Raw genomic sequence first — 24,332 nt, 5'->3', positions numbered from 1 at the left:
GTGGAACTCCCTCGATCTGGTGGTGGAGCAATGCTAGTCGGCGACCGGGGCCGTTCAGGCCGGGACGACGCCGAGCGTGGTGACGGGCAGGCGCGGCTCGAGGCGTTCGCGGCCGGCGAGCCCGTCGAGCTCGAGCAGCGCGGCGAAGCCGATCGCCTCGTACCCCGCGCGCTCGAGCAGGGTGATGCTGGCGGACGCGGTGCCGCCCGTGGCCAGGACGTCGTCGACGACGAGGACCCGGGTGCCCGCGGGGAGCTGGGCCGGGCGCAGCTCGAGCTCGGCCTCCCCGTACTCGAGCGCGTACTGCTCGCTGAGGACCTCTCCGGGGAGCTTGCCGGCCTTCCGGACCGTGAGCACGCCGACCTGGTGCTGCGCCGCGATGCCGCCGGCCAGGGCGAACCCGCGCGCCTCGATGCCGGCGACGGCCGCGAAACCCGCACCGATCGCGAACGGCGCGGCGAGTGCTTCACACACGCGGCCGAACGCCACCGGGTCCGCGAACACCGGTGTCACGTCACGGAACAGGATCCCGGGCTTCGGGAAGTCGTGGACGATCGCGGTGAGGCGCTGGACGAGGTCGGACGCGGTTTCGGTCATCCCTCAACCGTACGGGCCGCGCCGGCGCCGGCAGCGCGCGGCGGCGCTCAGCGCCAGGCGCGCATCCCGATGCCGAGCATGGCCCACTCGGCTTCCCGCTCGGCGCGCTCGCGCTCGAGCTCGGCCACCAGGGCCGGGTCGACCGGAGGCCGCACACGCCGGGTGCGGCGGCTCCAGATGATGAGTGCCATCCCGACACGGAGCGCGATCCGGTCGGTCAGGGAGACCTTCCGGGGTTCGAGCGTCGTGCCGGGCGGACGGAGGACGGACTTCGTTGACATCGTGGTCACCGTTCGATGAAGAGTGTTTGAACAAAGAGGGCATGGCGAAGAAACCCATGCATGCGAATGAATACGCGAATGGAGAATCGACCCGCAGGTCACGCGGGCCGCGATTTGTGACACGGGAAGCGTCCCAGTGACCACCGACATTTCCGGGTGCATTTCGAGCGCCGCTCGGACGAAGCGCGAACAGCGACTTCGAACGACCGACGGTCAGCTCCCGGAGCAGCGACCGCGAGCAGCGCTCAGCGGTTGCGTGTCAGATGGGCGAGGAACGCTCCGCGTCAGCGGGACCCGGCGAACGGGGCACCGGTGATCCCACGGACTGCACGGAACGGCGTCTGCATGGTGAACATTGTTGGCCCCCTTTCGGAGCGGATCGGTGAAGTGGTGCTTGCACAGTAGCGGCATTCTGCGAGACCGCGCAACCTCTTTTTCGGGATGGCGGCAAATTGCACTCCCGAACACACGAGAACGCCCCGGGACCGTGGTGGTTCCGGGGCGTTCATCCATTGTGGGCGACGCGCTATGCGACGACCGGTGCGGTGGCGCGGGCGACGAGTGCGTCCCCGTCCACGGCGATCTGCACCGTGTCACCGGCCTGCACGGCACCGTCCACGACCAGCGTCGCGATGCGGTCGTCGACCTCGCGCTGGATCAGGCGCCGGAGCGGGCGGGCGCCGTACTCCGGCTCGTACCCGTGCTCGGCGAGCCAGTCGACGGCCTCGTCGGACACCAACAGGACCATGTCCTGTGCGATGAGCCGCAACGAGGTCTCCGCCAGCAGCAGCGACACGATGGACCGGAGCTGCGACGGGTCGAGCTTGCGGAACAGCACGATGTCGTCGATCCGGTTGATGAACTCCGGCCGCATCGACTCGCGGAGCTTGCCCATCACCCGCTGGCGCAGGTCCTCGTCCGAGTACCCGCCGTCCGCGGACGCCGAGAACCCGAGGGCGCCGGAGCGCGACGCGAGGAACTCGGACCCGATGTTCGACGTCATGATCACGACCGTGTTCCGGAAGTCGACCGTCCGGCCCTGGCCGTCGGTGAGCCGCCCGTCGTCGAGCACCTGCAGCAGCAGGTTGAACACGTCCGGGTGCGCCTTCTCGACCTCGTCGAGCAGGATCACCGAGTACGGGTTCCGACGGACGCGCTCGGTGAGCTGCCCGGCCTCGTCGTAGCCGACGTACCCGGGAGGGGCACCGACCAGCCGCGACACGGTGTGCCGCTCGCCGAACTCGCTCATGTCGAAGCGGAGCATCGCCGACTCGTCACCGAACAGCGAGGATGCGAGCGCCTTCGCCAGCTCGGTCTTGCCGACACCGGTCGGTCCGAGGAACAGGAAGCTCCCCACCGGTCGGTCCGGGTCGCCCATGCCGGTCCGGCTGCGCCGGACAGCGGTCGCGATGGCGCGCACCGCGTCGTCCTGGCCGATCACACGCTCGTGCAGCTCGTCCTCAAGGACGGCGAGCCGCGTCCGGTCGCCCTGCGTGAGCCGGGTGGCCGGGATCCCGGTGGCCCGGGACACCACGGCTGCGATGTCGGCCTCCGTGATCGACGTGCCCAGCTGCTCCGGACGGGAGGCACGGGTCGCGTCCGCCGACGAGGCGGCGGTGATGCGAGCCTCCAGTTCGACCATCTGGTCGCGCAGACGGGACGCGTCCTCGTACAGCTCCTCGGCCACCGCGCGGTCCTTCTGGACCGTCAGGTCCGCGACCTCGGCACGCAGCGCGTCGACGTCCACGTCGCCCGAGCGGGCGAGTCGGCGGCGTGCGCCGGCCTGGTCGATGAGGTCGATCGCCTTGTCCGGCAGGTGCCGGTCGGTGACGTAGCGGTGGGAGAGCTCCACGGCGGCACGGAGGGCGTCGTCGGTGTAGGTCACACCGTGGTGGTCGGCGTAGCGCGGCGCGAGGCCGGTGAGGATCGCGACGGCGTCCTCGACGCTCGGCTCCCCCACCGTGACCGGCTGGAAGCGGCGCTCGAGTGCGGCGTCCTTCTCGATGCGGCGGTACTCCTTGAGGGTCGTCGCACCGACCATGTGCAGGTCGCCGCGCGCCAGGCGCGGCTTGAGGATGTTGCCGGCGTCCATCGATCCGCCCTCGCCGCCGCCACCCGCACCGACGACGGTGTGGAGCTCGTCGACGAAGACGATGAGCTCGTCCGCGTGCGCGGCGATCTCGTCCATCGCCTTGGTGAGGCGCTCCTCGAAGTCACCGCGGTAGCGGGTGCCCGAGAGCATGCCGGCGAGGTCGAGTGCGACCACGCGCTTGCCCTGGAGCAGGCTCGGGACGTCGCCGTCGGCGATGCGCTGGGCGAGGCCCTCGACGATCGCGGTCTTGCCGACGCCGGGCTCGCCGATCAGCACGGGGTTGTTCTTGGTGCGACGGAGCAGGATCTCGACGGTCTGCTCGATCTCGTCGGCGCGGCCGATCACCGGGTCGATGCGTCCGTCACGGGCGCGCTCGGTGAGGTCGGTGCCGAACTGGTCGAGCGTCGGGGTGTCGCTCTGCTGTTCGTCGGCTTCGGTGGTGCCGGGCATCGGGCGCCCCTCTCGTGCCGCGTCGGCGGCCTGCTGTGCGTAGGACTGCATGACCGCGGGGGTGACGCCGGCGCCCGCGAGGAGCTGACCGGTGACGGTCTCCTGGTCCATGACGAGCGCGAAGAAGACGTGCTCGGGGTCCGTGTACGTGCTGCCGAAGCCGCGCGCGGCCTGGGTGGCCTCGACGAGGATCCGCTGCGCGGACGGGGTCAGGGCCGGGCGGCCCTCGATGCGCTCGTCGGACGGGGCGGGCAGACGCTGCTCGACCTCGTCGGCGAGGCGCTCGGGGTCGACTCCGCCGGAGCGGATCACGGCGTCGAACGGCTGGGTGCGGATCAGGACGTGCAGGATGTGCAGTGCGTCGATCTCGCGCTGCCCCTGCTCCACCGCGTACTCGGCGGTGTGCTGGAGCATCTCGTGGGTGCGTCGGCTGAGGAGCCGGGTGATGTCGACCGGCCGTCCCAGCGGTACGGATCGCTGGGCGCCGGTGTTCTGGGCTGCGAGGAGGCGGGCGAGGAACTCGTCGAACGAGTCACTGCCGCCGGTCGGGCCGAACGTCTCTGGCAACGGGACCTCCTGGGAACTTGAGTGCCTTCGACTCAATGCAACGCAGGGGGCGCCGGGTCATTCCCGGTCGTCGGAGAAAGTTGCGGCGACCCGACTCAGGTCCGGGCGATCGCCGCGGTGGTCGCGTCGGTGACCGCCTGGAGGTCGCTCGGGGCGATCTCGATGTCGAACCCACGACGACCACCCGACACGAAGATCGTCGGGTACGTCTCCGCCGAGACGTCGAGGACCGTGCGGATCCGGGACCGCTGCCCGACCGGGCTGATGCCACCGACGACGTAGCCGGTGCGCTTCTCCGCCAGGGCCGGGTCGGCCAGGGTGGCCTTCTTCCCGCCGACGGCCGCGGCGATCGCCTTGAGGTCCAGGCGGTTCGCCACCGGGACGATCGCGACCGCGAGGGTGCCGTCCACCGACACCACGAGGGTCTTGAAGACCTGCTCCTCGCGGAGTCCCAGCGCGGCTGCGGCCTCTTCCCCGAAGTTGGTCGCCGTCTCGTGGTGTTCGTAGACGTGCGGGGTGAAGGGGACCCCGGCGCGCTCCAACGCGAGCGTGGCGGGGGTGCTCGGGGAACCTGCGCTCATGTCGTGATCATCCCCTGACCAGGGCGTTCCTCCCGAGCGGCACGCGGGGCTACGCTGAACGGACCATGGCCGTCATCGAGGTGTTCCTGCGCGCCGTCGCCGCGCTGCTCCTCGTCGACCCCGCCTCCGGCGCGCTGCCGATGCTCGCACTGGCGGGCCTCGGGGTCGCCGCGGTCGCCGCCGCCGTCCTCGTCGCACAGGTGCTCGCGCTCGTGCTGGGCGTCGCACCCGGTCGCGTCGGGATCCCCGGGCGCCGACCGCTCGACCTGGTGACGCGCATCGCGTGGAGCCACCCCGACGCCGAGGGGCACGCCCGTCCGCGGGCACCGGGAGTCGTCCCCGCGACCTGACACCGATCGGTGCCGGGTCGCTCGCCGACCCCCGTCACCCTCATCGATCGGAACGTCATGGACCTCTCGACCCTGCCCGTCGTCGGACCCCTGCTGCACCTCGGGGCCGACCTGCTCGCCACGCTCTCCGGGGCGCTCTCCCCCGTCGCAGGACCGCTCGGGGCCGCACTCGCCGTCGTGCTCCTCACCATCGCCGTCCGGGCCGTGCTCGTCCCGCTGTCCGTGCTGCAGGTCCGCGCCGAACGGGACCGCCGTCGACTCGCGCCACAGGTCGCCGCGCTGCGGAAGCGCCACGGGAAGGACGCCGAGCGACTGCAGCGCGCGATGCGCGAGCTCTACACCGCCGAGCAGGTGTCACCGCTCGCCGGGTGTCTGCCCGTGCTCGCGCAGGCGCCGGTCGTGTCGATGCTCTACGCCCTGTTCACCCACGCGAGCATCGCCGGCGCGACGAACACGCTGCTCGAGGCGACGTTCGCCGGCATCCCGCTCGGTCACTCCTTCGTCGCCGTCGTGACCTCGCCGCTGTGGGTGCACGCCTGGGTCGTGGTGCTGCTCCTCGCGGTGCTGGTGGTGCTCGTCGAGCTGACCCGGCGGGCGAACCTGCGGTGGAACCCCGCTGCCGTGCCCGGAGCAGACGGTGCGCCGGACGTGCCCGGGGCTGCGGCGACGGCGGCGATCGGGCGGTTCGCGCCGTTCGTCACGGTCGTGTTCGCGGCGATCGCACCGCTCGCGGCCGCGCTCTACGTCGTCACGAGCGCGGCGTGGACGTTGGCCGAGCGCGCGGTCCTGCGGCGGGCGCTGGCGTAGCGCCGGTCAGCCCTCGTGCTCGGGGCCCTCGTCGACCGGGTCGTACTCGGTGCCGCGGCCCTGCTCCTCTTCCGGGAGGGGGTTGTGCCGCTCGGTGCCGCTGCCGCCCGGGTTCGTCGCGACGTAGTCGGCCTCGCCGGAGGTCGCGTCGTGGCTGACCGGTTCGAGGACCTCGGGGTCGGGTTCGCGTGCATCGCTCATGGAGCCGTCGTACTCCCCTGGACTGGGTGCGTGCGACCGGCCGATCCGGTGCGCGCACCGGGGCGCCGAGTGCCACCATTGAACGCGAGAGAGAGCAGCGACCGGGAACCGGGAGTGCGCATGGCCGAGGACGACCGCGACACCGACCTGGAACGAGCGCGCCTGGAACGCGTCGCGTGGGGCTCGGGATCGAGCGAGGCAGAGGCCGCTCGCGCCCGGATCGCTCTCGCGGACCTGGACTCCGGACGGCGCTGGCCTGCACGCGCGGCGGCGGTGGACCCTCGCCCGTCGCGCTCGGGTCCCGCAGAGCCCCGCTCCGCACGCACGGCCTCGGATGCGCCGAGCGCGGACGCGAGCCGACCGGCGGAGGTGCGCGCCGCAGTGGAGGCCGACCCCACGCCGGAGCGGCAGCCGACGTCGGAAGGTGATCCGGGCCTCCCGTCCGAGGGCGGTGAACGGGAGCCGCTCCACGAGCCGGCGACCGGTCGGTGGTCGCGGGTCTGGCCACGGGTGCTGCGCGTGGTGCGGAGCGCGCGGGCGCGGCCGTGGCTCGCCGGGGGTGCCGCGGCGGCCGTCGTCGTCGCGTTCGGGACGGGTCTGGCGATCGGGACGGTGCACCCGGTGGCCCCGTCGTCACCGTCGGTCACGCCGACCGCCGGTACCATCACGCTCCAGCAGCTGCTCGACGCCCCGCAGACGTACGCGGATCAGCTGCCCGGGTCGCTCGAGGCACCGGTGAGCCTGCACACCACGCGGCTCGTGTTCACGAACCGGTCGCTGAGCGGGGACGACGCGGCGACGCCGTGGAACGTGTGGGCCGGGGTCGGGACGGACCGCTCGACGATCTGCCTGGTGGCGACGGCGGACCGGCTGCAGGCCACGAGCGCGTGCTACCCGCGGGAGGACGCGCTGCACGGTGCCGTGTCGCTCTCGGCGTCGTCGCTCAGCGGGACATTGACGGTGAACCTCTCGGGCGGCGGGGTCCGTGGGACGGTGACGAACTCGTTCTGAGCGTGCCGGGTGCGCGGTGGCGCGGTCTGAGCTTGCGGGTGCCGGGTGCCGGGTGCCCGGTGGCGCGTTCGGCGCGGTCGGTCCGTTCCACGGCGTCCGCACGGTCCGCGCTCAGCGAATTCGTTGGAGCGCTCCTGTGACAATCGCGGAGTCGCGTGCAACACTGGATTGATCGCACTCGCCGTGGAGTGACCACGTACCACCCACCCGCACACCCACAGCGAGCGCGCACAGCCCGACCGACCCGGTCGTGGTGTCGCCGACGTGACGTCCCCGTCGCGCGCTCCACCACGTCCTGAGGAGGTCAGCCCCGTGTCCACGAACACCGCGTCCATCACCACGACCACGTCGTCCGTCTCGACCACCGTCCTGACCTCGAAGTCGATCGTCGGCATCGCCGTCCTCGGCCTCGCCACGTTCTTCGCGATCACCACCGAGCTCATGCCCGTCGGGCTGCTCGGGACGATGAGCTCCGACCTCGGCGTCACCGAGTCGACCATGGGCATCGTCATCACCGTCTACGCCGCGGCCGTCGCGCTGCTCGCACTGCCCCTCACCTCGCTCACCGCGCGGCTCCCACGGAAGGCCGTGCTCGTCGCGACCCTCGTCGGGTACGCCGTCTCGAACCTGATGGTCGCGCTCGCGCCGTCGTTCGCCGTGGTCTGCGCCGGGCGGGTCGTCGGCGGTGTCGCCCACGCGCTCTTCTTCTCGGTCGCCTCCGCGTACGCCACCCGGATCGTGCCGCCGCGGCTCGCCGGGCGCGCCATCGCGTTCGTGTACTCCGGCAGCTCGCTCGGGTTCGTCGTCGGGGTGCCGCTCGCGACCGGGGTCGGGCAGTCCATCGGGTGGCGTCCCGCCGTCGGCGCCGTCGCGCTCTGCGCCGCAGCACTCGCCGTCGTCGCGTTCGTGTTCCTGCCGTCCGTCCGCGGGACGTCGTCCCCGCACATCGGCTCCCCGAAGGCCTGGGCGCGGACCGGGCTCCTCGCCGTGGTCGTCGCCGACCTGCTCCTGTTCGCCGGGCACTACATCGTGTACACGTACATCGGGCCGTACGTGATCGACGCCGGACTCGCGTCCGGGATGGTCAGCGGCGCGCTCCTCGTGCTCGGCGGCACCGGCGTGATCGGCCTGTGGCTCGCCGGCATGTTCGTCGACAAGGCGCCGCGGCAGACGCTCATCGCGGCCGTCGCCACGATGGCCGCTGCCTTCGCAGCACTGCCGTTCGTCCACGGGTCCCTCATCGGCACGATGGTGGTCGCCGGCGTCTGGATGGCAGCGAACGGCACGACGGGCACGCTCTTCATGGCTGCCGCGATCCGCACCGGGGGCGTCTCCCCCGACATCGCGGGCGCGCTGGTCAACGGTGCGTCGAACATCGGCATCGCGGGCGGTGCGGCGATCGGCGGGCAGGTGCTCGGGCTGTCCGGGATGCAGACGCTCCCCCTGGCCGGGGCCCTCGTGCTGCTCGGGTCGCTCGGCGTGGTCGTCGCGGCACGCCGGGGCTTCCCGGTGCACTCGGCGCACCAGTCGCACCTGTCGACGTCCTCGATCGAGGCGATCACGTCCTCGCTCGCCGTCGTCACCACGTCCATGCCGGTGATCACCCGGGCGATCCAGACGATGACGGGGTCCGTCGCCACGGTGACGGGCGCGCAGCGGACGCGGCGCGTGCGCTGACGCGGGCGCGCGGGCGCGGGCTCGGGCGCGGGGCAGGGCGGCGCGGGAGGCGCGGCGGGCTCGGGGACTGATGCGGAACGACATGGTCGCTGTCGTACGACAGCGGCCATGTCGTTCGTTGCGCACGCGGGTCGTTGCGCACGCGGGGCAGCGACGAGTGCGCTGTCGTACGACAGCGCACTCGTCGTTCCGCGTGCGCAACGACCCGCGCGGCGCCACGACCACCGCGGCCACCACGACCGCCACCGCCACCGCCACCATGACCACCACGACCACTACCGCCGCCGCGACGGCAGCGCGCCACGGAATCGACACGGCACCACGGGATCCCGTGGTGCCGTGTCGAACACCTCGTGCGGTGCGTGGGGCGGGACGCAGCGCAGCGCCCGCGTCAGTCCTGCAAGTGCTCCGTGCGGCGGCGGTTGCGCGCGGCCCGGAAGGTGAGCAGCCCGGCACCGAGGAGCACCAGCACGCCGGCCGCGATGGCCGCCGGGCCGATGTCGGCGCCCGTGTACGCCAGGGCACCGGTGGACCCGGAGCCACCGCCCGACGAGGACACCGGCACCGTGGTCGGTGACGACGTCGGCGTGGGCGTCGGCGTCGGGGTGGACGTCGGCGGCGGGGTCACCGCGGCGGCCGGGACCACGAGGGCGAGCGGCACGCCCGAACCGGTGGCGGGCGTCGTGATCGTCACGGGATCACCGGCGCGCGAGCCCGTGCCCGCGACGATCGTGTACTCCGTCTCCGCGGCGAGGCCGGTGAGCGTGAACCTCCCGTCGGCGCCCGTCGTGGTGGTGACGGGAGCGCCGGCCTCCGGGTCCGTCGGGGTGGCCGTGACGGGGATGCCCGCAGCGGGATCGCCGTTCGAGTCCGTCACGGTGCCCGGCTGGGACACGGTGACGGGGACGGGGGCGACCGGGGACGTGAACGGGAAGTCGACGGTCGCGGACCCCGAGGTCGCGTCGGCGGGACGCGAGACGAGTCCGGTGGCCCCGTCAGCGGGGGTGACGGTCCGGACCGTGTAGCCGCCGGGGACAGTTGTGAACGAGTACGAGCCGTCGGCCGCGGTGATGGTGCTCCCGACGACGGTTGTGCCGTCGAGCAGCTCGACGACAGTCCCCGCCGCCACCGGAGCCCCGTCGAGCGTGACGGTGCCGGAGATCGTCGCGACCGCGGCGGCCGGCGCGACGATCGGGTCGGGTTCGACCGGCGCTGCACCCGCTTCGCCGGTGGTGATCACGACGGGGTCGGCTCCACCGACGGAGACGCCGAGTTCGGTCTCGGCGGGCAGCCCGGAGGCGGTGTAGACCCCGTCGCTGTTCGTCGTGGTCTCGACGAGGGTCGACCCGTCGGACGGGTCGATGATGACGATCGGGACGTCGGCCACGGGGTGGCGGTTGTCCTCGTCGACGACGGTGCCGATCACCGACGTCGTGCCAGTCGGCGCGGTGAACGCGAAGCTCGCGGTCCCGTCCGTGCCGTCGAGCGTCACCGGGCCGGGCGCCGTCGCAAGAGTCGCCCCCTCCGGTGGCGTGACCACCACGGTGTACCCGGCGATCTGCGGGAGCGACGGGAACGAGTACGTGCCGTCGGCCGCGGTGGTCGTCGTGTACACGGTCCCGCGCGGCGCCGTGACGGTGACCGTCGCGCCGGGGATCGGGGTGCCGTCGAGCGTGGCGGTGCCGGTGAGCGCCGCCGTCCGGGAGGCGAACCAGGTCTGGTAGACGGGGAACCCGCTGCGCGCCTGGTACGTGACGGTCAGTGAGTCGAGCGGGACCGTCGGCGTGAACCAGGCGGTGGCGCCGGAGGTGTCGTTCGCCTGGACGTTGCCGACGAGCAGCCCGGCCGTCGAGGACACGTTGTACGACGGGACGTCCGACCCGGCGGGCACGTTGCCCGGGTCGGCGGGGCAGGACCATCCGCCGACCGAGACGGTGGAGCACGAGTTGTAGGAGCCCTGGTAGCCGAGCTGGGCTCCGGTCGCCACCCCGCCGCCCTGCACCGTGGCGGTGATCGTCGCCTGGTCGGCGTCGATGTCCCCGAGGACGAACGACCAGCTGCCGGCGGGCGTCGGCGTCGCGAACGTGTAGGTCGTCGTCGACGCCGCGGCCGCGGTGGGCGAGTCGCTGTTCGGGCGCTGGTTGATGTAGGTGTTCCCGCGGCTCGAGCCGTAGCGGCCACCGGGGCCGGTCGACGAGCCCTGCCACGTCGACGCACCGCTGATCACGGTCGTCTGGCGGGAGTTCGACGTGAACGTGGTGTCCGGGAACCCGGGCATCGTCATCGTCCCCGTGTACGCCTTGTTGGTGCCGCTGACGGTGAAGTCACCCCAGTGCCCCGTCGTTGCCGCGGATGCGCTGGTCGCTCCCCCCAGTGCGAGCCCTGCTCCGAGGACGATCCCGGTCAACCCGGCCACGAACACTCGACGACGACGCCACTGACGCATGCGTGCTCCCCTGCTCGCGCGTCGGTGTGCCCCGGCGCTCGCTCAGGCTAACCAGCATCCGCGGGATCGGGCCAGATCGAGACGTCGTCGTGACGAAGCAGGGCCAGCGCGTCGAGCGCCGGCACCTGCCCCGCGACCAGCATCGACCGTGCGGCGTCCACCGGCGCCCACCGGGCGTCGTCGACCTCCGGGACCTCGACGAACCGCCCGGATCCGCGTGGCAGCTCGAGCCGCACGGTGTTCGAGTGGACCGCGGACACCGAGAACTCCGGCGCAGCGCCCGCGAACACCGTGACCCGCTTGCCGGACGACTGCCGGAACTCCCCGAGGAGCTCGTAGGGCACGTCGGGTGGGGCGACGCCGATCTCCTCGGCGAACTCCCGCACGGCGGCGTCCAGTGGGGCCTCGTCCTCCGAGAACTCCCCCTTCGGGATGGACCATGCCCGCGGCCGTCGCTTCCAGAAGGGTCCGCCCATGTGCGCGACGAACACCTCGAGCCCGGACGCGCCGGTCCGGTACAGCAGCAGTCCCGCACTCCGCACCACGCCGGCAGACTACGCTCGCCGCCATGCACGCGATCCGGCTCAGCGACGAGCGCACGGTCCACGTCGACGACAGCGGCCAACCCGAAACCGGCCAACCCGAAACCAGCCCAGTCGAAACCGGCCCAGCCGCGCCCACACTCGTGTGGCACCACGAGACCCCGCACACCGGCAGGCACCTCGCTCCGGTCCTCGCCCACGCCACCGCCCGCGGCATCCGCCTGGTCGCCCTCACCCGCCCCGGCTTCGGCGGCGCCGACCCCCTCCCCGGCCGCACGGTCGCCGACGGCGCCCGCGACCTCGAGCAGGTCCTCGACGCGCTCGGCATCGACCGCGTCGCCACCATCGGCGGCTCCGGCGGCGGCCCGCACGCCCTCGCTGCGGCGGCCCTGCTGCCGGACCGCGTCTCCGCGGTCGCCACCTTCGCCTCCCCCGCCCCGTTCGTCGACACGCCGGCCTGGTGGGCGGGCATGGCCGACGACGGCGGCCTCCGTTCGGCACGATCCGGTCGGGAGGCGCGACTCACCTGGGCGGAGACGGCCGGCTTCGACCCGGCGCAGTTCACCGACGCGGACTGGGCCGCCCTCGACGGCGAGTGGGCGGCGCTGGGTCAGGACGCGCAGGCCGCGGGGCCGACGGGGAGCGAGGGCGCCGCGGACGACGACCTGGCGTTCGTGACGGACTGGGGCTTCGCGCTGTCGGACGTCCGGGTCCCGGTGCTCGTGGAGCAGGGTGTCGAGGACCGGGTGATACCACTCGCGCACGGCCGGATGCTCGCGTCCGGGCTGCCCGACGCGACCTTCCACGAGCGGGCGGACGCCGGGCACATCGCCGTCCTCGCAGGTGTTCCGCAGGCGATGGACTGGTTGCTCGGCACCCTGCGGGAGTAGCTTCGCGCCAGGAGCGCCACCTGACGCCCCGGCGGATCTCGACGAGGAGGTCGATCGGGATGGACGAGCACTGGAGAACGGTCACGTTGGCGGCGGACGCGGCGCGTCCCCACGAAGAGGCCATCGCCTGGGTCGCGGCCCGCGCCGGGACCGGGATCGAGCACGTCCGCGTGGTCGGGGTCGACCCGGCGCTCGAGGGGCGTGTCGGGTCGGACGGCAAACGCGTGGCGGAGCACGTCGCGGACGAGACCCGCGACGCCCTGCCCGGGGTCGACGTCGCGATCGTGCGGCACGCGGGTCCCCTGGATGCCGCACTGGTGCGGGAGTCGGACGCGGGCGACCTGCTCGTCGTCGGGACCTTCCGGAGCCGCCGCGGTTCGACGGCCGGCAACGGTCCTGCGCGGGTCGCCGAACGGTCAGCGGTGCCGACCGTGGTGGTGCCGGACGGTCCGCACCCGATCGACGGTGACGTGGTCCTCGCGGTGGAGGAACCGCTCGACGAGCGCGCGGTGGCCATCGCCGTCGACGAGGCCCGACGGCGGCACCGCCGGTTGACGGTCCTCCGGGCGTGGGAGATGCCGGTGCTGACCCGGACCGGGCTCACCGACTTCGCCGAGGACCCGCTCCGCTGGCGCCGGCAGAACGAGGCGCTCCTGCAGCGTGCGACCGCCGTGCTGGCGGCCCGCTACCCGGACGTCCGGGTCCGGCCGCTCCTGGTCGAGGGGCACCCCGGACGGGCCATCGCGGCGCACACCCGGCAGGCGTCCCTCGTGGTGCTCGGGCAGGGACACGTGCACGTGCTCTCCGGTTCGGTGCTGCACGACGTCCTCCGCGCAACGGTGTCACCGGTCTGCGTCGTCCCGCCGAGCGCGCACGAGGCGGCCGCGAGCAGTGCAGCAGCGGACAGTGCAACAGCCGGCGGTGCAGCAGCGACCGGTACGGCGGCGACCGACGCCACGCCGGACGACGAGGAGGTCCCCGCCTGACCCGGCCTCAGCCCGCCAGGCTCCGCACCGCGGACTCGACACGGCGGGTCAGGTAGGCGACGCCGCGGGTGTTCGGGTGCAGCGCCCCGGGTTCGAGGTCGATGCGGCGCAGGCCGTTCGCGGAGTCGAGCGTCACGCCCGAGACGTACGGGCGCTTCGTCGCGCACGCCGACCGGGCCTGCGTCGACGCGAACACGTCGACGTACCGGACGCCGGCGGCTGCGGCGGCGGACTTCGCGACGTCGTTCAGCTCCTGCTGCACGCCGTGCAGGTACCGCACGTCGGTGTTCGTGAACGGGTACGAGTTCGCCGGGAACGCGCCGGTGAGCGTGCCGATGTCGAGCGCGGACCGGAAGCACCCCTTCGCCGGGGTGTGCGCGGCGTCCGGGAAGATGGCCGGGTACCCGAGGAACACGATCCGGGCGTTCGGCGCGGCCTGCCGGATCGCGGCGAGGGTGCCCGCGATGCCGAGGGCGACGCGCGATTGGATCTTCGCACCGAGCTGGTCCTCGCCGTCCTGCACGAGCGTGCTCCGGCAGGACGGGGCGTCGCGCCCGGAGAACACCGGCCCCTTCGCGGAGAGCGCGAGGCAGGACGCCGCGGTGCCGAAGATGTCCGCGTCGTTGCCGCCGATCGTCAGCGTGACGAGCCGGGTGGTGTCGGAGAGCGCCTCGATCTGCGGCGGGACGCCCTTGAACTGGTGCCCGGTGGTGATGTCGGAGCTCGTCGCTCCGCCGCACGTGACGTCGTGCAGCGCGAGCCCGAACCGGGCCGCGATCCGGTGCGGGTAGTCCTGGGCCGACTGCCCGCACGCGGTGACCGGCAGGCCGGTCGGGTCGTCGAGTCCGTACCCCGCCGAGTACGAGTCGCCGAGGGCCACGTACTCGCTGCCCGCGGGGATCCCGTCGAGCTGCTCCACCGGTTCGCTCGTTGCCCGGTACGGCTGCGGGACCGGCCAGAGCGGCGCCGCCTCCGCCGCGGTCGGTTGCAGGGACCCGGCGGCGAGCACGCCGAGGACCGCCAGTGCGGCGAGCAGCGTCGAACGGACGGAGCGGAGCAGGGCGGTACCTCGGGAGTGCGGAGCGGTCGGACGGGAAGGGATCAGGCTAGTGCCGTCCCCCTCAACGTCGGCCGAGTCGACGCTCTCCCCCGCTGCCGGTCTGGTACTGGAGGCCGTAGTGGGCGTACAGGTCCGGCTCGGCGGCGGCGTCGAGCTCACCGTCGGTGGGGATCGACGGCGCGTCCTTGACGACCTTCTTGCCGAAGGTCACCCGCAGGTTCTTCGGGGTCACGGTGGCGCCGACGAGCGGGACGAAGACGAGCTTCTGGAACCCGACGAGCCCCGTCGTGAGCGCGCCGAACGCCGGCTCCGACGTCGCGGTGTCGTAGTAGATGCTCTCGAGGGTCCCGACCTTGTCGTCGCTCTCGTCGACGACCGGCAGGCCGATCCAGTCCCGGATGTTGGCCGCTTCGAACACGGTGCTCCCTCCACGGCGCCGGTCGTTCCGGCCCGTCCTCCCGACGCTACTGGTCGACGCTCGCCGCTGCCCGAGCGCCCGCGGCGTCCGGACTGGCACCCGCGCCGGAACCGGCCGGCACCACGCCGAGCCCGTCGACGGCCGCGAGCACGTCCACCGGGTGCACGGCGAGGATCGCGGGGTCCGGCTCCTCGGAGAAGACGTCGCCACGACGGACCGACGCGTCGGTGAGCACCACGTGCGGACCGGACGCCGGCGGTCCCCACGCCTCGGGCGGCGCCGGGCCGAACAGGACGACCGACGGGATCCCGTACGCGGAGGCGAGGTGGGCCGCACCGGTGTCCACCGTGACGACGACCCGGGCGGCGGCGACCACCGCGGCGAACGGCTGCAGGTCGAGGACCCCAGCCAGGACCGCCTCCGGCGGCAGCCCGGCCGCGTCGGCGACCGCGGCCGCCCGCGCCACGTCAGCCGCGCCTCCCGTCAGGACCACGTCGTGCCCGCGCTCACGGAGCCCGCGCACCACCTCGGCGAAGCGGTCCACCGGCCAGTGCCGCGCGCCGTGGAAGGCACCCACGTGCACGACCGCCGCGCCGTCGACCACCGGCGGCTCCGCCGGACGGTCGATCGCGACGTCGTCCGCGTCGGCCGGGATGTCGTACGCGCGGAGCAGCCGCACCCAGCGCTCGCGCTCGTTGACGGGGCCGTCCTCCCAGGACGGACCACCCTCGCCGTGGTGGATCGTCCGTCGTGCGCCGAGCGCCGCGACGAGGTCCTCGGACTCCGGACCGGCGCCGTGCAGGTTGACCGCGACGTCGGTGACCCCGGCCGGGACGCCGATCGGGTGGTCGAAGCCCTGCTGCGCGAGGTGTACGTCCACTGCCGGGACCAACGCGACGACCGGCGCGAGCCAGGCCGTCGTGGCGAGGCTGATCCGGTGGTCGGGGAAGGCACGGCGGAGCGCGCGGAGTGCGGGGACGGCGACGAGCAGGTCGCCGAGCTTGATGGCGCGGAGCACCACGAGCTCGGGGCGGCCGTCGGAGGGCGGGAGGGCATCGAGGGCGGTCACGCGGCCGACGGTAGCCGCCGCCGACCGGACGCGTCCGGCCCGTCGCGCTCCGGGGCCTTCGCGCTCCGGGGCCTTCCTGCTCCGCCGCCCGGCCGGTCCCGGGTAGAACCTGGGCCATGGCTCTCTCGGTGGACCGCGTCGTCGGCGGTCTCCTCTTCGACCGTGACGACACGCTGATCATCGACGTGCCGTACAACGCGGACCCGCACCGGGTGGTGCCGGTCCCCGGCGCCCGTCGCGCCGTCGAGCGTGCCCGGGCGGCGGGGCTGCCGGTCGGCGTCGTGACGAACCAGTCCGTGATCGCCCGCGGCGGAGCCACCCGCGCCGAGGTGGACGCGACGAACGCCCGCGTGGACGAGCTCGTCGGGCCGTTCGACGTCTGGTGCGTCTGCCCGCACGGCCCCGAGGACGACTGCCCCTGCCGGAAGCCCCGCCCGGGACTCGTGCTCGAGGCGTCCGAGCGGCTCGGCGTCCCGGTGGCGGAGCTCGTCGTGATCGGGGACATCGGCGCGGACGTCGGCGCCGCCGCCGCCGCTGGTGCCCAGGCGATCCTGGTGCCCACCCCGCGGACCCGCCGCGAGGAGATCGACGCTGCCGAGACGGTCGCCGACACGATCGAGGAGGCCGTGGCGCTGGCACTGCAGCGGGTCGCGACGACCAGGCCATGAGCGACGACCACGGCAGGAGCGGCGACCCCGTGCGCGGCGACCAGCCCCGGGTCCTCGTCGCCCGGCTCGACTCCTTCGGCGACGTCCTGGTCACCGGCCCCGCCGTCCGCGCCGTTGCCGCCGGAGCGTCCCACGTGACCATGCTCTGCGGCCCCCAGGGCGCGCCGGCCGCCGCACTGCTCCCCGGCATCGACCGCGTCCGGGTCTGGGCAGCGCCGTGGGTGACGGAGACCGCCCGCCCGCTCGACGACGCCGTCCTCGCCGAGTTCCGCGCGGTCGTCGCCGAGGAGCGCATCGACGAGGCCGTCGTCCTCACCTCCTTCCACCAGTCGCCGCTGCCGCTCGCGATGCTGCTCCGCCTCGCGGGGGTCCCCCGGGTCTCCGGCGCGTCCGTCGACCACCCCGGCTCGCTGCTCGACGTCCGGCTGCGTCCGGGTGAGGACCTCCCCGAGGACATCCCCGAACCGGAGCGCGCGCTGCGGATCGCGGAGGCGGCCGGGTTCCGGCTGCCGCCGGACGACGACGGGAGGCTCGGTGTGCGACACGACGCCGTCGCACCGGACGAGGTGGTCGCGCTGGGCCGGTACGTGGTCGTCCACCCCGGCGCGAGCGTCCCGGCGCGGTCCTGGCCGCCGGAGCACCACCGCGCGCTCGTCGCCGCGTACGCGGAACTCGGCATCCCGGTGGTCGTCACCGGGTCCCCCGGGGAGCGCGCGCTGACCGCCGAGGTCGCCGCCGGCGGTGCCGGTTCCGCGACGCCGGTGCTCGACCTCGGTGGGCGGACGTCCCCGGCGGAGCTCGCCGCGGTGCTGGCCGGTGCCGAGGTCGTCGTCGTGGGCAACACCGGTCCGGCACACCTCGCCGCGGCGGTCGGGGCCCGGATCGTCAGCCTCTTCTCCCCCGTGGTGCCGGCGGCGAAGTGGGCGCCGGACGCGGAGCACGTCGAACTGCTCGGTGACCAGGGCGCGGCGTGCCGGCTCAGCCGTGCCCGGGAGTGCCCCGTGCCGGGGCACCCGTGCCTGTCGTCGGTGACCCCGACTGACGTCCTCGCGGCGCACGAACGCCTGCTCGAACGCGCTCCGCGGATGAACGGGAGCAGTCTGCGAAGCGGCCCAGAGAGCGCTGCGTAGCGTCCGGCACTGCTCCTCCCCCTCCTCCTCGTCACACCGAAAGGGACTGCATGCGCATCCTCGTCTGGCACGTGCACGGCGGCTGGATGGACGCCTTCGTCCGAGGCCGGCACGAGTACCTCGTCCCGACCACCCCGGCGCGCGACGCATGGGGGCTCGGGACCGGGGGACGCGACTGGCCGAACGTGGTCGAGATCGCCCCGGAGGACCTGGCCGACGCCGACGTGGACCTCGTCGTGCTGCAGCGGACCGAGGAGGCCGAGGTCGCGAGGTCGCTCCTCGGCGGCCGCGACGTGCCGACCGTCTTCGTCGAGCACAACGCCCCACGGGTCGACGTGCCGAACAGCCTGCACCCGTTCCGCGACCGGGACGACCTGACGATCGCGCACGTGACGCACTGGAACGCCCTGATGTGGGACTGTGGGGCCGCCCGGACCACCATCGTCGAGCACGGTGTCGTCGACCCCGGCCCGCTGTACACCGGGCGGCTCGAGCGCTTCGGCGCGGTGATCAACGAACCCGTCCGCCGGAACCGCGTCGTCGGCACCGACCTGCTCCCCCGGTTCGCCGAGGTCGCCCCCGTCGACGTCTTCGGCATGGGGACCGAACACCTCGCCGACCTTGGACACGGGGACCGGCTCGTCGGGCTCGGCGACGTCAAGCCCGACCCGATGCACGCGGCGCTCGCCGACCGTCGCGCGTACCTGCACCCGAACCGCTGGACCTCGCTCGGGCTCTCCCTGATCGAGGCGATGCACATGGCGATGCCGGTCCTGGTCCTCGCGACGACCGATGCGGTGCGCACCGTGCCCGCCGGTGCCGGCGCGATCGGGACCGACGTGGCGGAGCTGACCCGGGCCTCCCGGCTGCTCGTCGACGACCCGGACGAGGCGCGCCGTCGCGGAGCCGTCGCCCGCGAAGCCGCGCTCGCACGCCACTCGCTCGGACGGTTCCTCGGGGACTGGGACGAGCTCCTCGACGACGTCGTGACGCGCCACCGGCGCGCGCGGCGGACCCCGAGTCCCGCTCTGGAAGGGAGCACCCGATGAAGATCGCGATGGTCTCCGAACACGCCAGCCCGCTCGCCGTGCTCGGCGGTGTCGACGCCGGCGGACAGAACGTGCACGTCGCCGCACTCTCCGGCACGCTCGCGGACCGCGGCCACCAGGTGACGGTGTACACGCGCCGCGACGACGCCTCCCTGCCCGCCCGCGTGATGCTGCGCCCCGGCGTCGAGGTCGTGCACGTCGACGCCGGGCCCGCGCGCTCGGTCCCGAAGGACGAGCTGTACCCGTACATGGCGACGTTCGCGCAGGTGCTCGCCGCCGAGTGGTTCGTCGACCGGCCCGACGTGGTGCACGGACACTTCTGGATGTCCGGCCACGCGGCGCTCGACGCCGTCACCCAGGTTCAGGCTCGCACCGGCGGGACGCGGATCCCGATCGTGCAGACCTTCCACGCCCTCGGCGTGGTGAAGCGCCGGCACCAGGGCGCCGCCGACACCAGCCCGGCCGAACGCGAGTGGATCGAGCCCGCCGTGGGCCGCGGCGTCGACCAGGTCGTCGCGACGTGCTCCGACGAGGCGTTCGAACTCAAGGCGCTCGGCGTCCCGCTGCACGCGATCTCGGTCGTGCCGTGCGGGGTCGACGTCGACCGGTTCCGACCGACCGGGCCCGTCGAGGAGCGCGGCCGGTCCGCGCGGATCCTCACCGCGTCGCGGCTCGTGCGCCGGAAGGGCGTCGGCACCACGATCGCCGCACTCGCCCGTCTGGTCGAAGCCGGTCGCGACGTCGAACTCGTCGTCGTCGGGGGTGCCGGCACCGCGGGCGCCGACCTCGCGGACGACCCGGAGTACCAGCGGCTCGACGCCCTCGCCCGCTCGCTCGGCGTCCGGGACCACGTGTCCTTCCGCGGCCAGCTCGGCCAGGACGCCATGCCAGCGGTGTACCGGAGCGCCGACGTCGTCGTCTGCGCGCCCTGGTACGAGCCGTTCGGCATCGTGCCGCTCGAGGCGATGGCGTGCGGGCGGCCGGTCGTGGCGTCACAGGTCGGTGGCCTCATCGACACCGTCGTGGAGGACGCGACCGGGATGCACGTGCCGCCGCGGGACGAGGCCGCGGTGGCGGCTGCCGTCGCGGGGCTCCTCGACGACCCCGCGCGGGCAGCGGCGTACGGCGCAGCAGGACGCGATCGGGTCGAGTCCCGCTACGCGTGGACCAGGGTCGCCGCGGACACCGAGCGGGTGTACGAGCGACTGATCGGCGGCGCGGCCCTCGCGCCCAGGACGTCGGGCCGGGGCGCACACGCCAGCCGGTCCGTCCGTGCGACGGAGAGGACAGCACGATGACGATCGACCAGCACGGAGCCGGGACCGGGACCGCCGGTGCGCTCGGCACGGCCGAGCGGATGAGCGACAGCGCCCGGGCGGTGCTCGACCACATCGCGGCGTCGGTGCCCGTCGTCGCGTCGCTCGTCGACCACCGCGACCACATCGCCGCGTGGGCCGACGACATCGCGTCGCGGCTCGTCGCCGGGCGGCGCCTGCTCGCCGCGGGCAACGGCGGATCGGCCGCAGAGGCGCAACACCTGACGTCCGAGCTCACCGGCCGCTTCGACGGGGACCGCCCCGCGTACTCCGCGATCTCCCTGCACGCCGAGACGTCCGCCGTCACCGCGATCGGGAACGACTACGGCTTCGAGGAGGTCTTCGCACGGCAGGTCCGGGCGCACGCCAGGGCGGGGGACGTCGTCGTGCTCCTCAGCACCAGCGGCAAGAGCCCGAACCTGCTGGCCGCGGCTGCGGCGGCACGGGCCGTCGGTGCCCGCTCGCTCGCGATGACCGGGATGCGGCCGAACCCGCTCGCCGACGCCGTCGACGACGCGATCTGCATCGAGGGGCCGTCCGCCAACGTGCAGGAGGCGCAGCTCGTCCTCGTGCACGCGCTCTGCACGGCGATGGAGCCGGCGCTCCGGCGCGGGGGCCGACGATGAGCGGCGCGCAGCGTGCCGGCGCCGGCGGTTCCGGCGCCGGCGGTTCCGGCGCCGGCGGCGCGCAGCGTGCCGCCGCCGGCGGTTCCGGCGCCGCCGCCCGTCTCCGCATCGCGGTCGTCGGGGACACGCTCCTCGACGTCGACGTCAGCGGCACCAGCGAACGACTCAGTCCCGACGCCCCCGTCCCCGTGGTCGACGTCCGCACCGACGACCGCCGCGCGGGTGGAGCCGGCCTCGTCGCGACGATGCTCGCGAAGGACGGCCACGACGTGACCCTCGTCACGGTCCTCGGTGACGACGACCATGCGACGTCGATCCGCGGCCTCCTGCCGGACGTCCGCATCGTCGCCGGACCCTCCGGTGTCGCCACCCCCGTGAAGACCCGGGTCCGGGTCGGCGACCACGCGCTCGTCCGGATCGACGAGGGGTGCGACACCCCGCCCGTGCCGTCGGTCACCGACGCCATGACCGCCGCGCTCGACGGTGTCGACGCCGTGATCGTCGCCGACTACGGCCGCGGTGTCGCCGCGGCGCCCGAGCTCCGCGACGCGATCGCCCGCGTCGCCGCACACGCCCCCGTCGTCTGGGACCCGCACCCCAGGGGCGCCGACCCCGTCGCCGGGATCGCCGTCGCCACCCCGAACGCCTCCGAGGCCCGCCGCTTCACGGCGATCGGCGGCGAGGGCGTCCCCTTCGCGACCGACGCCGCGGCGGCACTCGTCGCCACGTGGGACATCGGCGCCGTCGCCGTGACGCTCGGCGACCGCGGTGCCCTCGTCGGCCGCCGCACCGCCCGCGGCATGGACAGCCGGTTCCTGCCGGCACCGTCGGTCTCCGCCGGTGACCCGTGCGGCGCCGGCGACCGCCTCGCTGCCGGGGTCGCCGTCGCCCTCGCCGGTGGCGCCGACGTCCCGGACGCGGTCGCCGCCGGGGTCGCCGACGCGTCCGCCTACCTCGCCGCCGGCGGTGTCACGTCGCTGCTGGCCGACGCCGCACCGACCCCCGTCGCCGTGCCCGGAGCCGACCGGGACGCCCTGCGGGTCGTGTACGAGGTCCGGAGCGCCGGCGGGACCGTCGTCGCCACCGGCGGCTGCTTCGACCTGCTGCACGCCGGACACGCACGGACGCTCTCCGCGGCCCGTGCGCTCGGCGACTGCCTGGTCGTCTGCCTGAACTCCGACGACTCGGTCCGGCAGTTGAAGGGTCCGGAGCGGCCCATCATGACGCAGGACGACCGCGTCGAACTGCTCCTCGCGCTGGACTGCGTCGACGCCGTCGTGGTGTTCGACGAGACCACACCCGACGAGGCCCTCCGCCGCTTCCGCCCCGACGTGTGGGCGAAGGGCGGCGACTACACAGCGGACGAACTGCCCGAGGCCCGCACGCTCGCCGAGTGGGGCGGACGGGTCGTCACCGTGCCGTTCCACCCCGGCCGGTCCACGACCCGCCTCGCCTCCGCGCTGGCCGCGGTCGGCTGACCCTGGGCGCGGTCGGCTGACGCAGCCCGACCGCGTCGCCCCACTCCCCTCCACGAAAGGAACCACATGCCCGTCCCCACCACGCCCATCGGCCGCGTCCTCGTCACCGGCGGCGCCTCCGGACTCGGAGCGGCCGTCGTCGACGCCGTCATCGAGGCCGGCGGCACCCCGATCGTCCTCGACCTCCGGGTCGACGGCGTCGCCGACGGGATCGACGCGGTCGCGGTCGACGTGACGGACACCGCCGCCACCGAGCAGGCCGTCCGCGACGCCGCGGAGCGCCACGGCGGTCTCGACGCGGTCGTCACCGCCGCCGGCATCGACAAGCCCGCCCCGATCGGCGGGCTCTCCGCCACGGACTGGGAGCGCATCGTCGGCGTCAACCTGCTCGGGACCGCCGCCGTCGTCCGCGCGGCGCTCCCCACGCTCGAGGAGCACCACGGCCGCGTCGTGACGATCTCCTCCTCGCTGGCGCTCCGCGGCGTCGGCGACGGCACCGCCTACTCGGCGTCGAAGTTCGGCGTGCGCGGGTTCTCCCAGGCGCTCGCGGCCGAGACCGCCGGCAAGGTCGGCGTCACCAACGTCATCCCGGCCGGGATGCGCACGAACTTCTTCGCCGACCGGACCGAGCAGTACAAGCCGGGACCGGACGCGCAGCTGATCGAGCCGTCATACGTTGCGAACGCGATCCTCTTCGCGCTCGCGCAGCCGGCCGGCTGCGAGATCCGCGAGCTGTCGATCATGCCGGCCACGGAGCCCAGCTGGCCGTGACCCGGTGGTCGCCACCACGTCGCGGACGGGAGGCCCGGTGCCAGCTGGTACCGGGCCTCCCGTCCGTCCTGGTGCCCCGTCTCGGGCGGCGGCCGTCAGCGGGTGTGGAGGAGGTCCTCGACCTCGGCGAGGACGCGGTCGGGCGTGACCTCGTCGACGTAGGACGGGTCGTGCTCGCAGCGCTCCGCGGTCCAGCCCACCTGGGTGACGTCGACGCCGCAGACCGGGCAGCGCGTGACGAAGCTCATCAGCACCCGGTGCCGGCCGCGGTCGAGCGGACCGGCGTTGATCACGTTGCCGAACCAGAAGACGCCGACCGTCCTGGCACCCACCGCGAGGGCGATGTGCCGCGGGCCGGAGTCGTCGCCGACCATCACGTCGGCCGCGCCGAGCACCGCCGGCAGCTCGCCGAGCGGCAGCGTCCCGACGAGGTCGTGCAGCCGCGCCGCCCCCGCGGGGCCGACCGCCGCGACGATCGCGGACGCCGCCGGGCGATCCGAGTCGTCGCCGACCAGGACGACGTCGTCACCGGCCTCGATGCGGGCGAGTGCGACGGCGGCGAAGTGCTCGGGGCTCCAGCGACGACGGGGGTCCGTGGCGCCGGGGTGCATGGCGACGAGGTTCCGCGTGACGCCGAGCCGGGAGCGGACCGCGGCGCGTTCCTCGTCGGTGACCGCGACGCGGGGGTCGAGCGTGACGGGGTCGGCGCCCGCGAGCCCGACCACCTCGAGGCCGCGGAGGACCTCGTGCTGGTAGTAGACGTAGCGGACCCAGCGCTCGAGGACCTCGGCGTCCTCGGTCGCGGTGCCCACGGTGTGGCGGGCGCCGAGCCGCAGCAGGAACGGGTTCGAGTTCCGGCCACCGCCGTGCAGCTGCACCGCGAGGTCGAACCGGCCGTGCAGCCGGGCCGAGAACTCGTCGAGGTCGGGGGCGCCCTCGCCGGAGTCCCGGACGCCGGGGGCGACGGGGAGCTCCTCGAACGCGTGGACGGCGTCCGTCCGGCCCTGCAGCAGGGTCGCGGCGGCCGGGGTGCCGAGCAGCGTCAGGCGCGCCTCGGGGTACGCGGCGGCCAGCGCCTCGATCGCCGGCATCGCGAACATCAGGTCGCCGAGACCCCCGCCCCGGAGCACCGCGATCTCGCGGATCCCCTCGAACCGTTCGCCGCCGTTGCCGATCCGCACCACGTCCGCGTTCTCCTTCGTCTCGCCTGTCCGGTCCTCCCTGTCTACCGGGACCGAGCCGTGCGCGTCCCGCGGTCGGCCCGGCCTG

At 74.0% G+C, this 24,332-nt stretch carries 24 protein-coding genes; 13 read left to right on the top strand and 11 right to left on the bottom strand.

From position 1 onward, the window contains the following. Window positions 1–54 precede the first annotated feature (54 nt). The 4 genes from EDF55_RS02955 to ybaK all read right to left on the bottom strand — a co-directional run bounded on the left by EDF55_RS02955 (window position 55) and on the right by ybaK (window position 4,568). Window positions 55–597, bottom strand: a complete 543-nt coding sequence (locus EDF55_RS02955; RefSeq protein WP_123653424.1) for an adenine phosphoribosyltransferase — start codon at window positions 595–597, stop codon at window positions 55–57. A gap of 47 nt (window positions 598–644) precedes the next feature. Beyond that, entirely contained in the window at window positions 645–878 is a 234-nt protein-coding gene (locus EDF55_RS02950) for a hypothetical protein (RefSeq protein WP_123653423.1), read from the bottom strand. Between the two features lie 526 nt (window positions 879–1,404). After that, window positions 1,405–3,987, bottom strand: coding sequence for an ATP-dependent Clp protease ATP-binding subunit (locus EDF55_RS02945; protein ID WP_123653422.1), 2,583 nt, complete (start codon window positions 3,985–3,987; stop codon window positions 1,405–1,407). A gap of 95 nt (window positions 3,988–4,082) precedes the next feature. Beyond that, window positions 4,083–4,568, bottom strand: coding sequence for a Cys-tRNA(Pro) deacylase (gene ybaK, locus EDF55_RS02940; RefSeq protein ID WP_123653421.1), 486 nt, complete (start codon window positions 4,566–4,568; stop codon window positions 4,083–4,085). Window positions 4,569–4,633: 65 nt separating this feature from the next. Here ybaK and EDF55_RS02935 point away from each other — a divergent pair, with 65 nt between their 5' ends. Both EDF55_RS02935 and EDF55_RS02930 read left to right on the top strand, forming a co-directional pair. After that, window positions 4,634–4,918 (top strand): DUF6412 domain-containing protein, encoded by a 285-nt coding sequence (locus EDF55_RS02935; RefSeq protein ID WP_123653420.1) that lies wholly within the window; start codon window positions 4,634–4,636, stop codon window positions 4,916–4,918. A 57-nt stretch (window positions 4,919–4,975) separates the two neighbouring features. Then, window positions 4,976–5,725: a YidC/Oxa1 family membrane protein insertase gene (locus EDF55_RS02930; protein WP_123653419.1), complete on the top strand. Its 750-nt coding sequence runs from the start codon at window positions 4,976–4,978 to the stop codon at window positions 5,723–5,725. A gap of 6 nt (window positions 5,726–5,731) precedes the next feature. On the opposite strand, the gene EDF55_RS02925 is transcribed toward EDF55_RS02930, so the two are convergent. Then, window positions 5,732–5,926, bottom strand: a complete 195-nt coding sequence (locus tag EDF55_RS02925; protein ID WP_123653418.1) for a hypothetical protein — start codon at window positions 5,924–5,926, stop codon at window positions 5,732–5,734. Between the two features lie 519 nt (window positions 5,927–6,445). Between EDF55_RS02925 and EDF55_RS18580 the strand changes: the two genes are divergently transcribed. Together EDF55_RS18580 and EDF55_RS02915 are read left to right on the top strand one after the other, a co-directional pair. After that, a complete protein-coding gene (locus EDF55_RS18580; protein WP_132050046.1) occupies window positions 6,446–6,937 on the top strand; it encodes a hypothetical protein in 492 nt (163 codons plus the stop codon). A 312-nt stretch (window positions 6,938–7,249) separates the two neighbouring features. Continuing rightward, on the top strand, window positions 7,250–8,614 hold the full coding sequence (locus EDF55_RS02915; protein ID WP_123653416.1) for an MFS transporter: 1,365 nt from the start codon (window positions 7,250–7,252) through the stop codon (window positions 8,612–8,614). Window positions 8,615–9,005: 391 nt separating this feature from the next. On the opposite strand, the gene EDF55_RS02905 is transcribed toward EDF55_RS02915, so the two are convergent. Next, window positions 9,006–11,060: a carboxypeptidase regulatory-like domain-containing protein gene (locus EDF55_RS02905; protein WP_123653415.1), complete on the bottom strand. Its 2,055-nt coding sequence runs from the start codon at window positions 11,058–11,060 to the stop codon at window positions 9,006–9,008. A gap of 47 nt (window positions 11,061–11,107) precedes the next feature. Continuing rightward, window positions 11,108–11,605 carry an NUDIX domain-containing protein gene (locus tag EDF55_RS02900; protein ID WP_123653414.1) on the bottom strand — a complete coding sequence of 166 codons (498 nt, stop codon included), beginning with the start codon at window positions 11,603–11,605 and terminating at the stop codon, window positions 11,108–11,110. 23 nt (window positions 11,606–11,628) lie between these two features. On the opposite strand from EDF55_RS02900, the gene EDF55_RS02895 reads away from it, so the two are divergent. Continuing rightward, the gene (locus tag EDF55_RS02895) at window positions 11,629–12,492 is read left to right on the top strand and encodes an alpha/beta fold hydrolase (RefSeq protein ID WP_123653413.1); all 864 of its coding nucleotides are present in this window, start codon (window positions 11,629–11,631) and stop codon (window positions 12,490–12,492) included. Window positions 12,493–12,551: 59 nt separating this feature from the next. Then, complete coding sequence (locus tag EDF55_RS02890) at window positions 12,552–13,478, top strand: universal stress protein (protein WP_123653412.1); 927 nt, start codon at window positions 12,552–12,554, stop codon at window positions 13,476–13,478. A 7-nt stretch (window positions 13,479–13,485) separates the two neighbouring features. Here the strand turns inward: EDF55_RS02890 and EDF55_RS02885 are convergent, their stop codons facing one another. From EDF55_RS02885 to EDF55_RS02875, 3 genes are all read right to left on the bottom strand, one after another. Next, on the bottom strand, window positions 13,486–14,397 hold the full coding sequence (locus EDF55_RS02885; protein ID WP_185017070.1) for an SGNH/GDSL hydrolase family protein: 912 nt from the start codon (window positions 14,395–14,397) through the stop codon (window positions 13,486–13,488). 202 nt (window positions 14,398–14,599) lie between these two features. Further along, a complete protein-coding gene (locus tag EDF55_RS02880) occupies window positions 14,600–14,956 on the bottom strand; it encodes a PRC-barrel domain-containing protein (RefSeq protein ID WP_123653410.1) in 357 nt (118 codons plus the stop codon). Between the two features lie 46 nt (window positions 14,957–15,002). After that, window positions 15,003–16,025, bottom strand: coding sequence for a glycosyltransferase family 9 protein (locus EDF55_RS02875; RefSeq protein ID WP_123653409.1), 1,023 nt, complete (start codon window positions 16,023–16,025; stop codon window positions 15,003–15,005). Between the two features lie 116 nt (window positions 16,026–16,141). Between EDF55_RS02875 and EDF55_RS02870 the strand changes: the two genes are divergently transcribed. From EDF55_RS02870 to EDF55_RS02840, 7 genes are all read left to right on the top strand, one after another. Then, the gene (locus EDF55_RS02870; protein ID WP_123653408.1) at window positions 16,142–16,693 is read left to right on the top strand and encodes an HAD-IIIA family hydrolase; all 552 of its coding nucleotides are present in this window, start codon (window positions 16,142–16,144) and stop codon (window positions 16,691–16,693) included. After that, the gene (locus EDF55_RS02865) at window positions 16,690–17,823 is read left to right on the top strand and encodes a glycosyltransferase family 9 protein (protein ID WP_123653407.1); all 1,134 of its coding nucleotides are present in this window, start codon (window positions 16,690–16,692) and stop codon (window positions 17,821–17,823) included. Before EDF55_RS02870 ends, EDF55_RS02865 begins: the two co-directional genes overlap by 4 nt. A 50-nt stretch (window positions 17,824–17,873) precedes the next feature. Continuing rightward, window positions 17,874–18,872: a glycosyltransferase gene (locus tag EDF55_RS02860; protein WP_123653406.1), complete on the top strand. Its 999-nt coding sequence runs from the start codon at window positions 17,874–17,876 to the stop codon at window positions 18,870–18,872. Continuing rightward, the gene (locus EDF55_RS02855; RefSeq protein ID WP_123653405.1) at window positions 18,869–20,170 is read left to right on the top strand and encodes a glycosyltransferase; all 1,302 of its coding nucleotides are present in this window, start codon (window positions 18,869–18,871) and stop codon (window positions 20,168–20,170) included. The genes EDF55_RS02860 and EDF55_RS02855 overlap by 4 nt, the downstream gene beginning before the upstream one ends. Next, on the top strand, window positions 20,167–20,814 hold the full coding sequence (locus EDF55_RS02850) for an SIS domain-containing protein (RefSeq protein ID WP_207909653.1): 648 nt from the start codon (window positions 20,167–20,169) through the stop codon (window positions 20,812–20,814). Before EDF55_RS02855 ends, EDF55_RS02850 begins: the two co-directional genes overlap by 4 nt. Next, complete coding sequence (locus EDF55_RS02845) at window positions 20,811–22,292, top strand: PfkB family carbohydrate kinase (RefSeq protein WP_123653404.1); 1,482 nt, start codon at window positions 20,811–20,813, stop codon at window positions 22,290–22,292. The genes EDF55_RS02850 and EDF55_RS02845 overlap by 4 nt, the downstream gene beginning before the upstream one ends. A gap of 66 nt (window positions 22,293–22,358) precedes the next feature. After that, the gene (locus EDF55_RS02840) at window positions 22,359–23,063 is read left to right on the top strand and encodes an SDR family oxidoreductase (protein ID WP_123653403.1); all 705 of its coding nucleotides are present in this window, start codon (window positions 22,359–22,361) and stop codon (window positions 23,061–23,063) included. A 95-nt stretch (window positions 23,064–23,158) separates the two neighbouring features. Here the strand turns inward: EDF55_RS02840 and EDF55_RS02835 are convergent, their stop codons facing one another. Further along, on the bottom strand, window positions 23,159–24,247 hold the full coding sequence (locus tag EDF55_RS02835; RefSeq protein WP_123653402.1) for a glycosyltransferase family 9 protein: 1,089 nt from the start codon (window positions 24,245–24,247) through the stop codon (window positions 23,159–23,161). Between the last annotated feature and the right edge of the window lie 85 nt (window positions 24,248–24,332).

It is taken from the genome of Curtobacterium sp. ZW137 (assembly GCF_003762905.1).
GTDB lineage: Bacteria > Actinomycetota > Actinomycetes > Actinomycetales > Microbacteriaceae > Curtobacterium.
The sequence above is the reverse complement of the archived record's forward strand: the minus strand, read 5'-3'. Positions and strand labels throughout refer to the sequence as shown.

Coding starts and splice junctions, on each gene's coding strand:
- EDF55_RS02955 (WP_123653424.1), bottom strand. CDS start 597: ATGACCGAAACCGCGTCCGACCTCGTCCAGCGCCTCACCGCGATCGTC.
- EDF55_RS02950 (WP_123653423.1), bottom strand. CDS start 878: ATGTCAACGAAGTCCGTCCTCCGTCCGCCCGGCACGACGCTCGAACCC.
- ybaK (WP_123653421.1), bottom strand. CDS start 4,568: ATGAGCGCAGGTTCCCCGAGCACCCCCGCCACGCTCGCGTTGGAGCGC.
- EDF55_RS02935 (WP_123653420.1), top strand. CDS start 4,634: ATGGCCGTCATCGAGGTGTTCCTGCGCGCCGTCGCCGCGCTGCTCCTC.
- EDF55_RS02930 (WP_123653419.1), top strand. CDS start 4,976: ATGGACCTCTCGACCCTGCCCGTCGTCGGACCCCTGCTGCACCTCGGG.
- EDF55_RS02925 (WP_123653418.1), bottom strand. CDS start 5,926: ATGAGCGATGCACGCGAACCCGACCCCGAGGTCCTCGAACCGGTCAGC.
- EDF55_RS02905 (WP_123653415.1), bottom strand. CDS start 11,060: ATGCGTCAGTGGCGTCGTCGTCGAGTGTTCGTGGCCGGGTTGACCGGG.
- EDF55_RS02895 (WP_123653413.1), top strand. CDS start 11,629: ATGCACGCGATCCGGCTCAGCGACGAGCGCACGGTCCACGTCGACGAC.
- EDF55_RS02890 (WP_123653412.1), top strand. CDS start 12,552: ATGGACGAGCACTGGAGAACGGTCACGTTGGCGGCGGACGCGGCGCGT.
- EDF55_RS02870 (WP_123653408.1), top strand. CDS start 16,142: ATGGCTCTCTCGGTGGACCGCGTCGTCGGCGGTCTCCTCTTCGACCGT.
- EDF55_RS02865 (WP_123653407.1), top strand. CDS start 16,690: ATGAGCGACGACCACGGCAGGAGCGGCGACCCCGTGCGCGGCGACCAG.
- EDF55_RS02860 (WP_123653406.1), top strand. CDS start 17,874: ATGCGCATCCTCGTCTGGCACGTGCACGGCGGCTGGATGGACGCCTTC.
- EDF55_RS02855 (WP_123653405.1), top strand. CDS start 18,869: ATGAAGATCGCGATGGTCTCCGAACACGCCAGCCCGCTCGCCGTGCTC.
- EDF55_RS02850 (WP_207909653.1), top strand. CDS start 20,167: ATGACGATCGACCAGCACGGAGCCGGGACCGGGACCGCCGGTGCGCTC.
- EDF55_RS02845 (WP_123653404.1), top strand. CDS start 20,811: ATGAGCGGCGCGCAGCGTGCCGGCGCCGGCGGTTCCGGCGCCGGCGGT.
- EDF55_RS02840 (WP_123653403.1), top strand. CDS start 22,359: ATGCCCGTCCCCACCACGCCCATCGGCCGCGTCCTCGTCACCGGCGGC.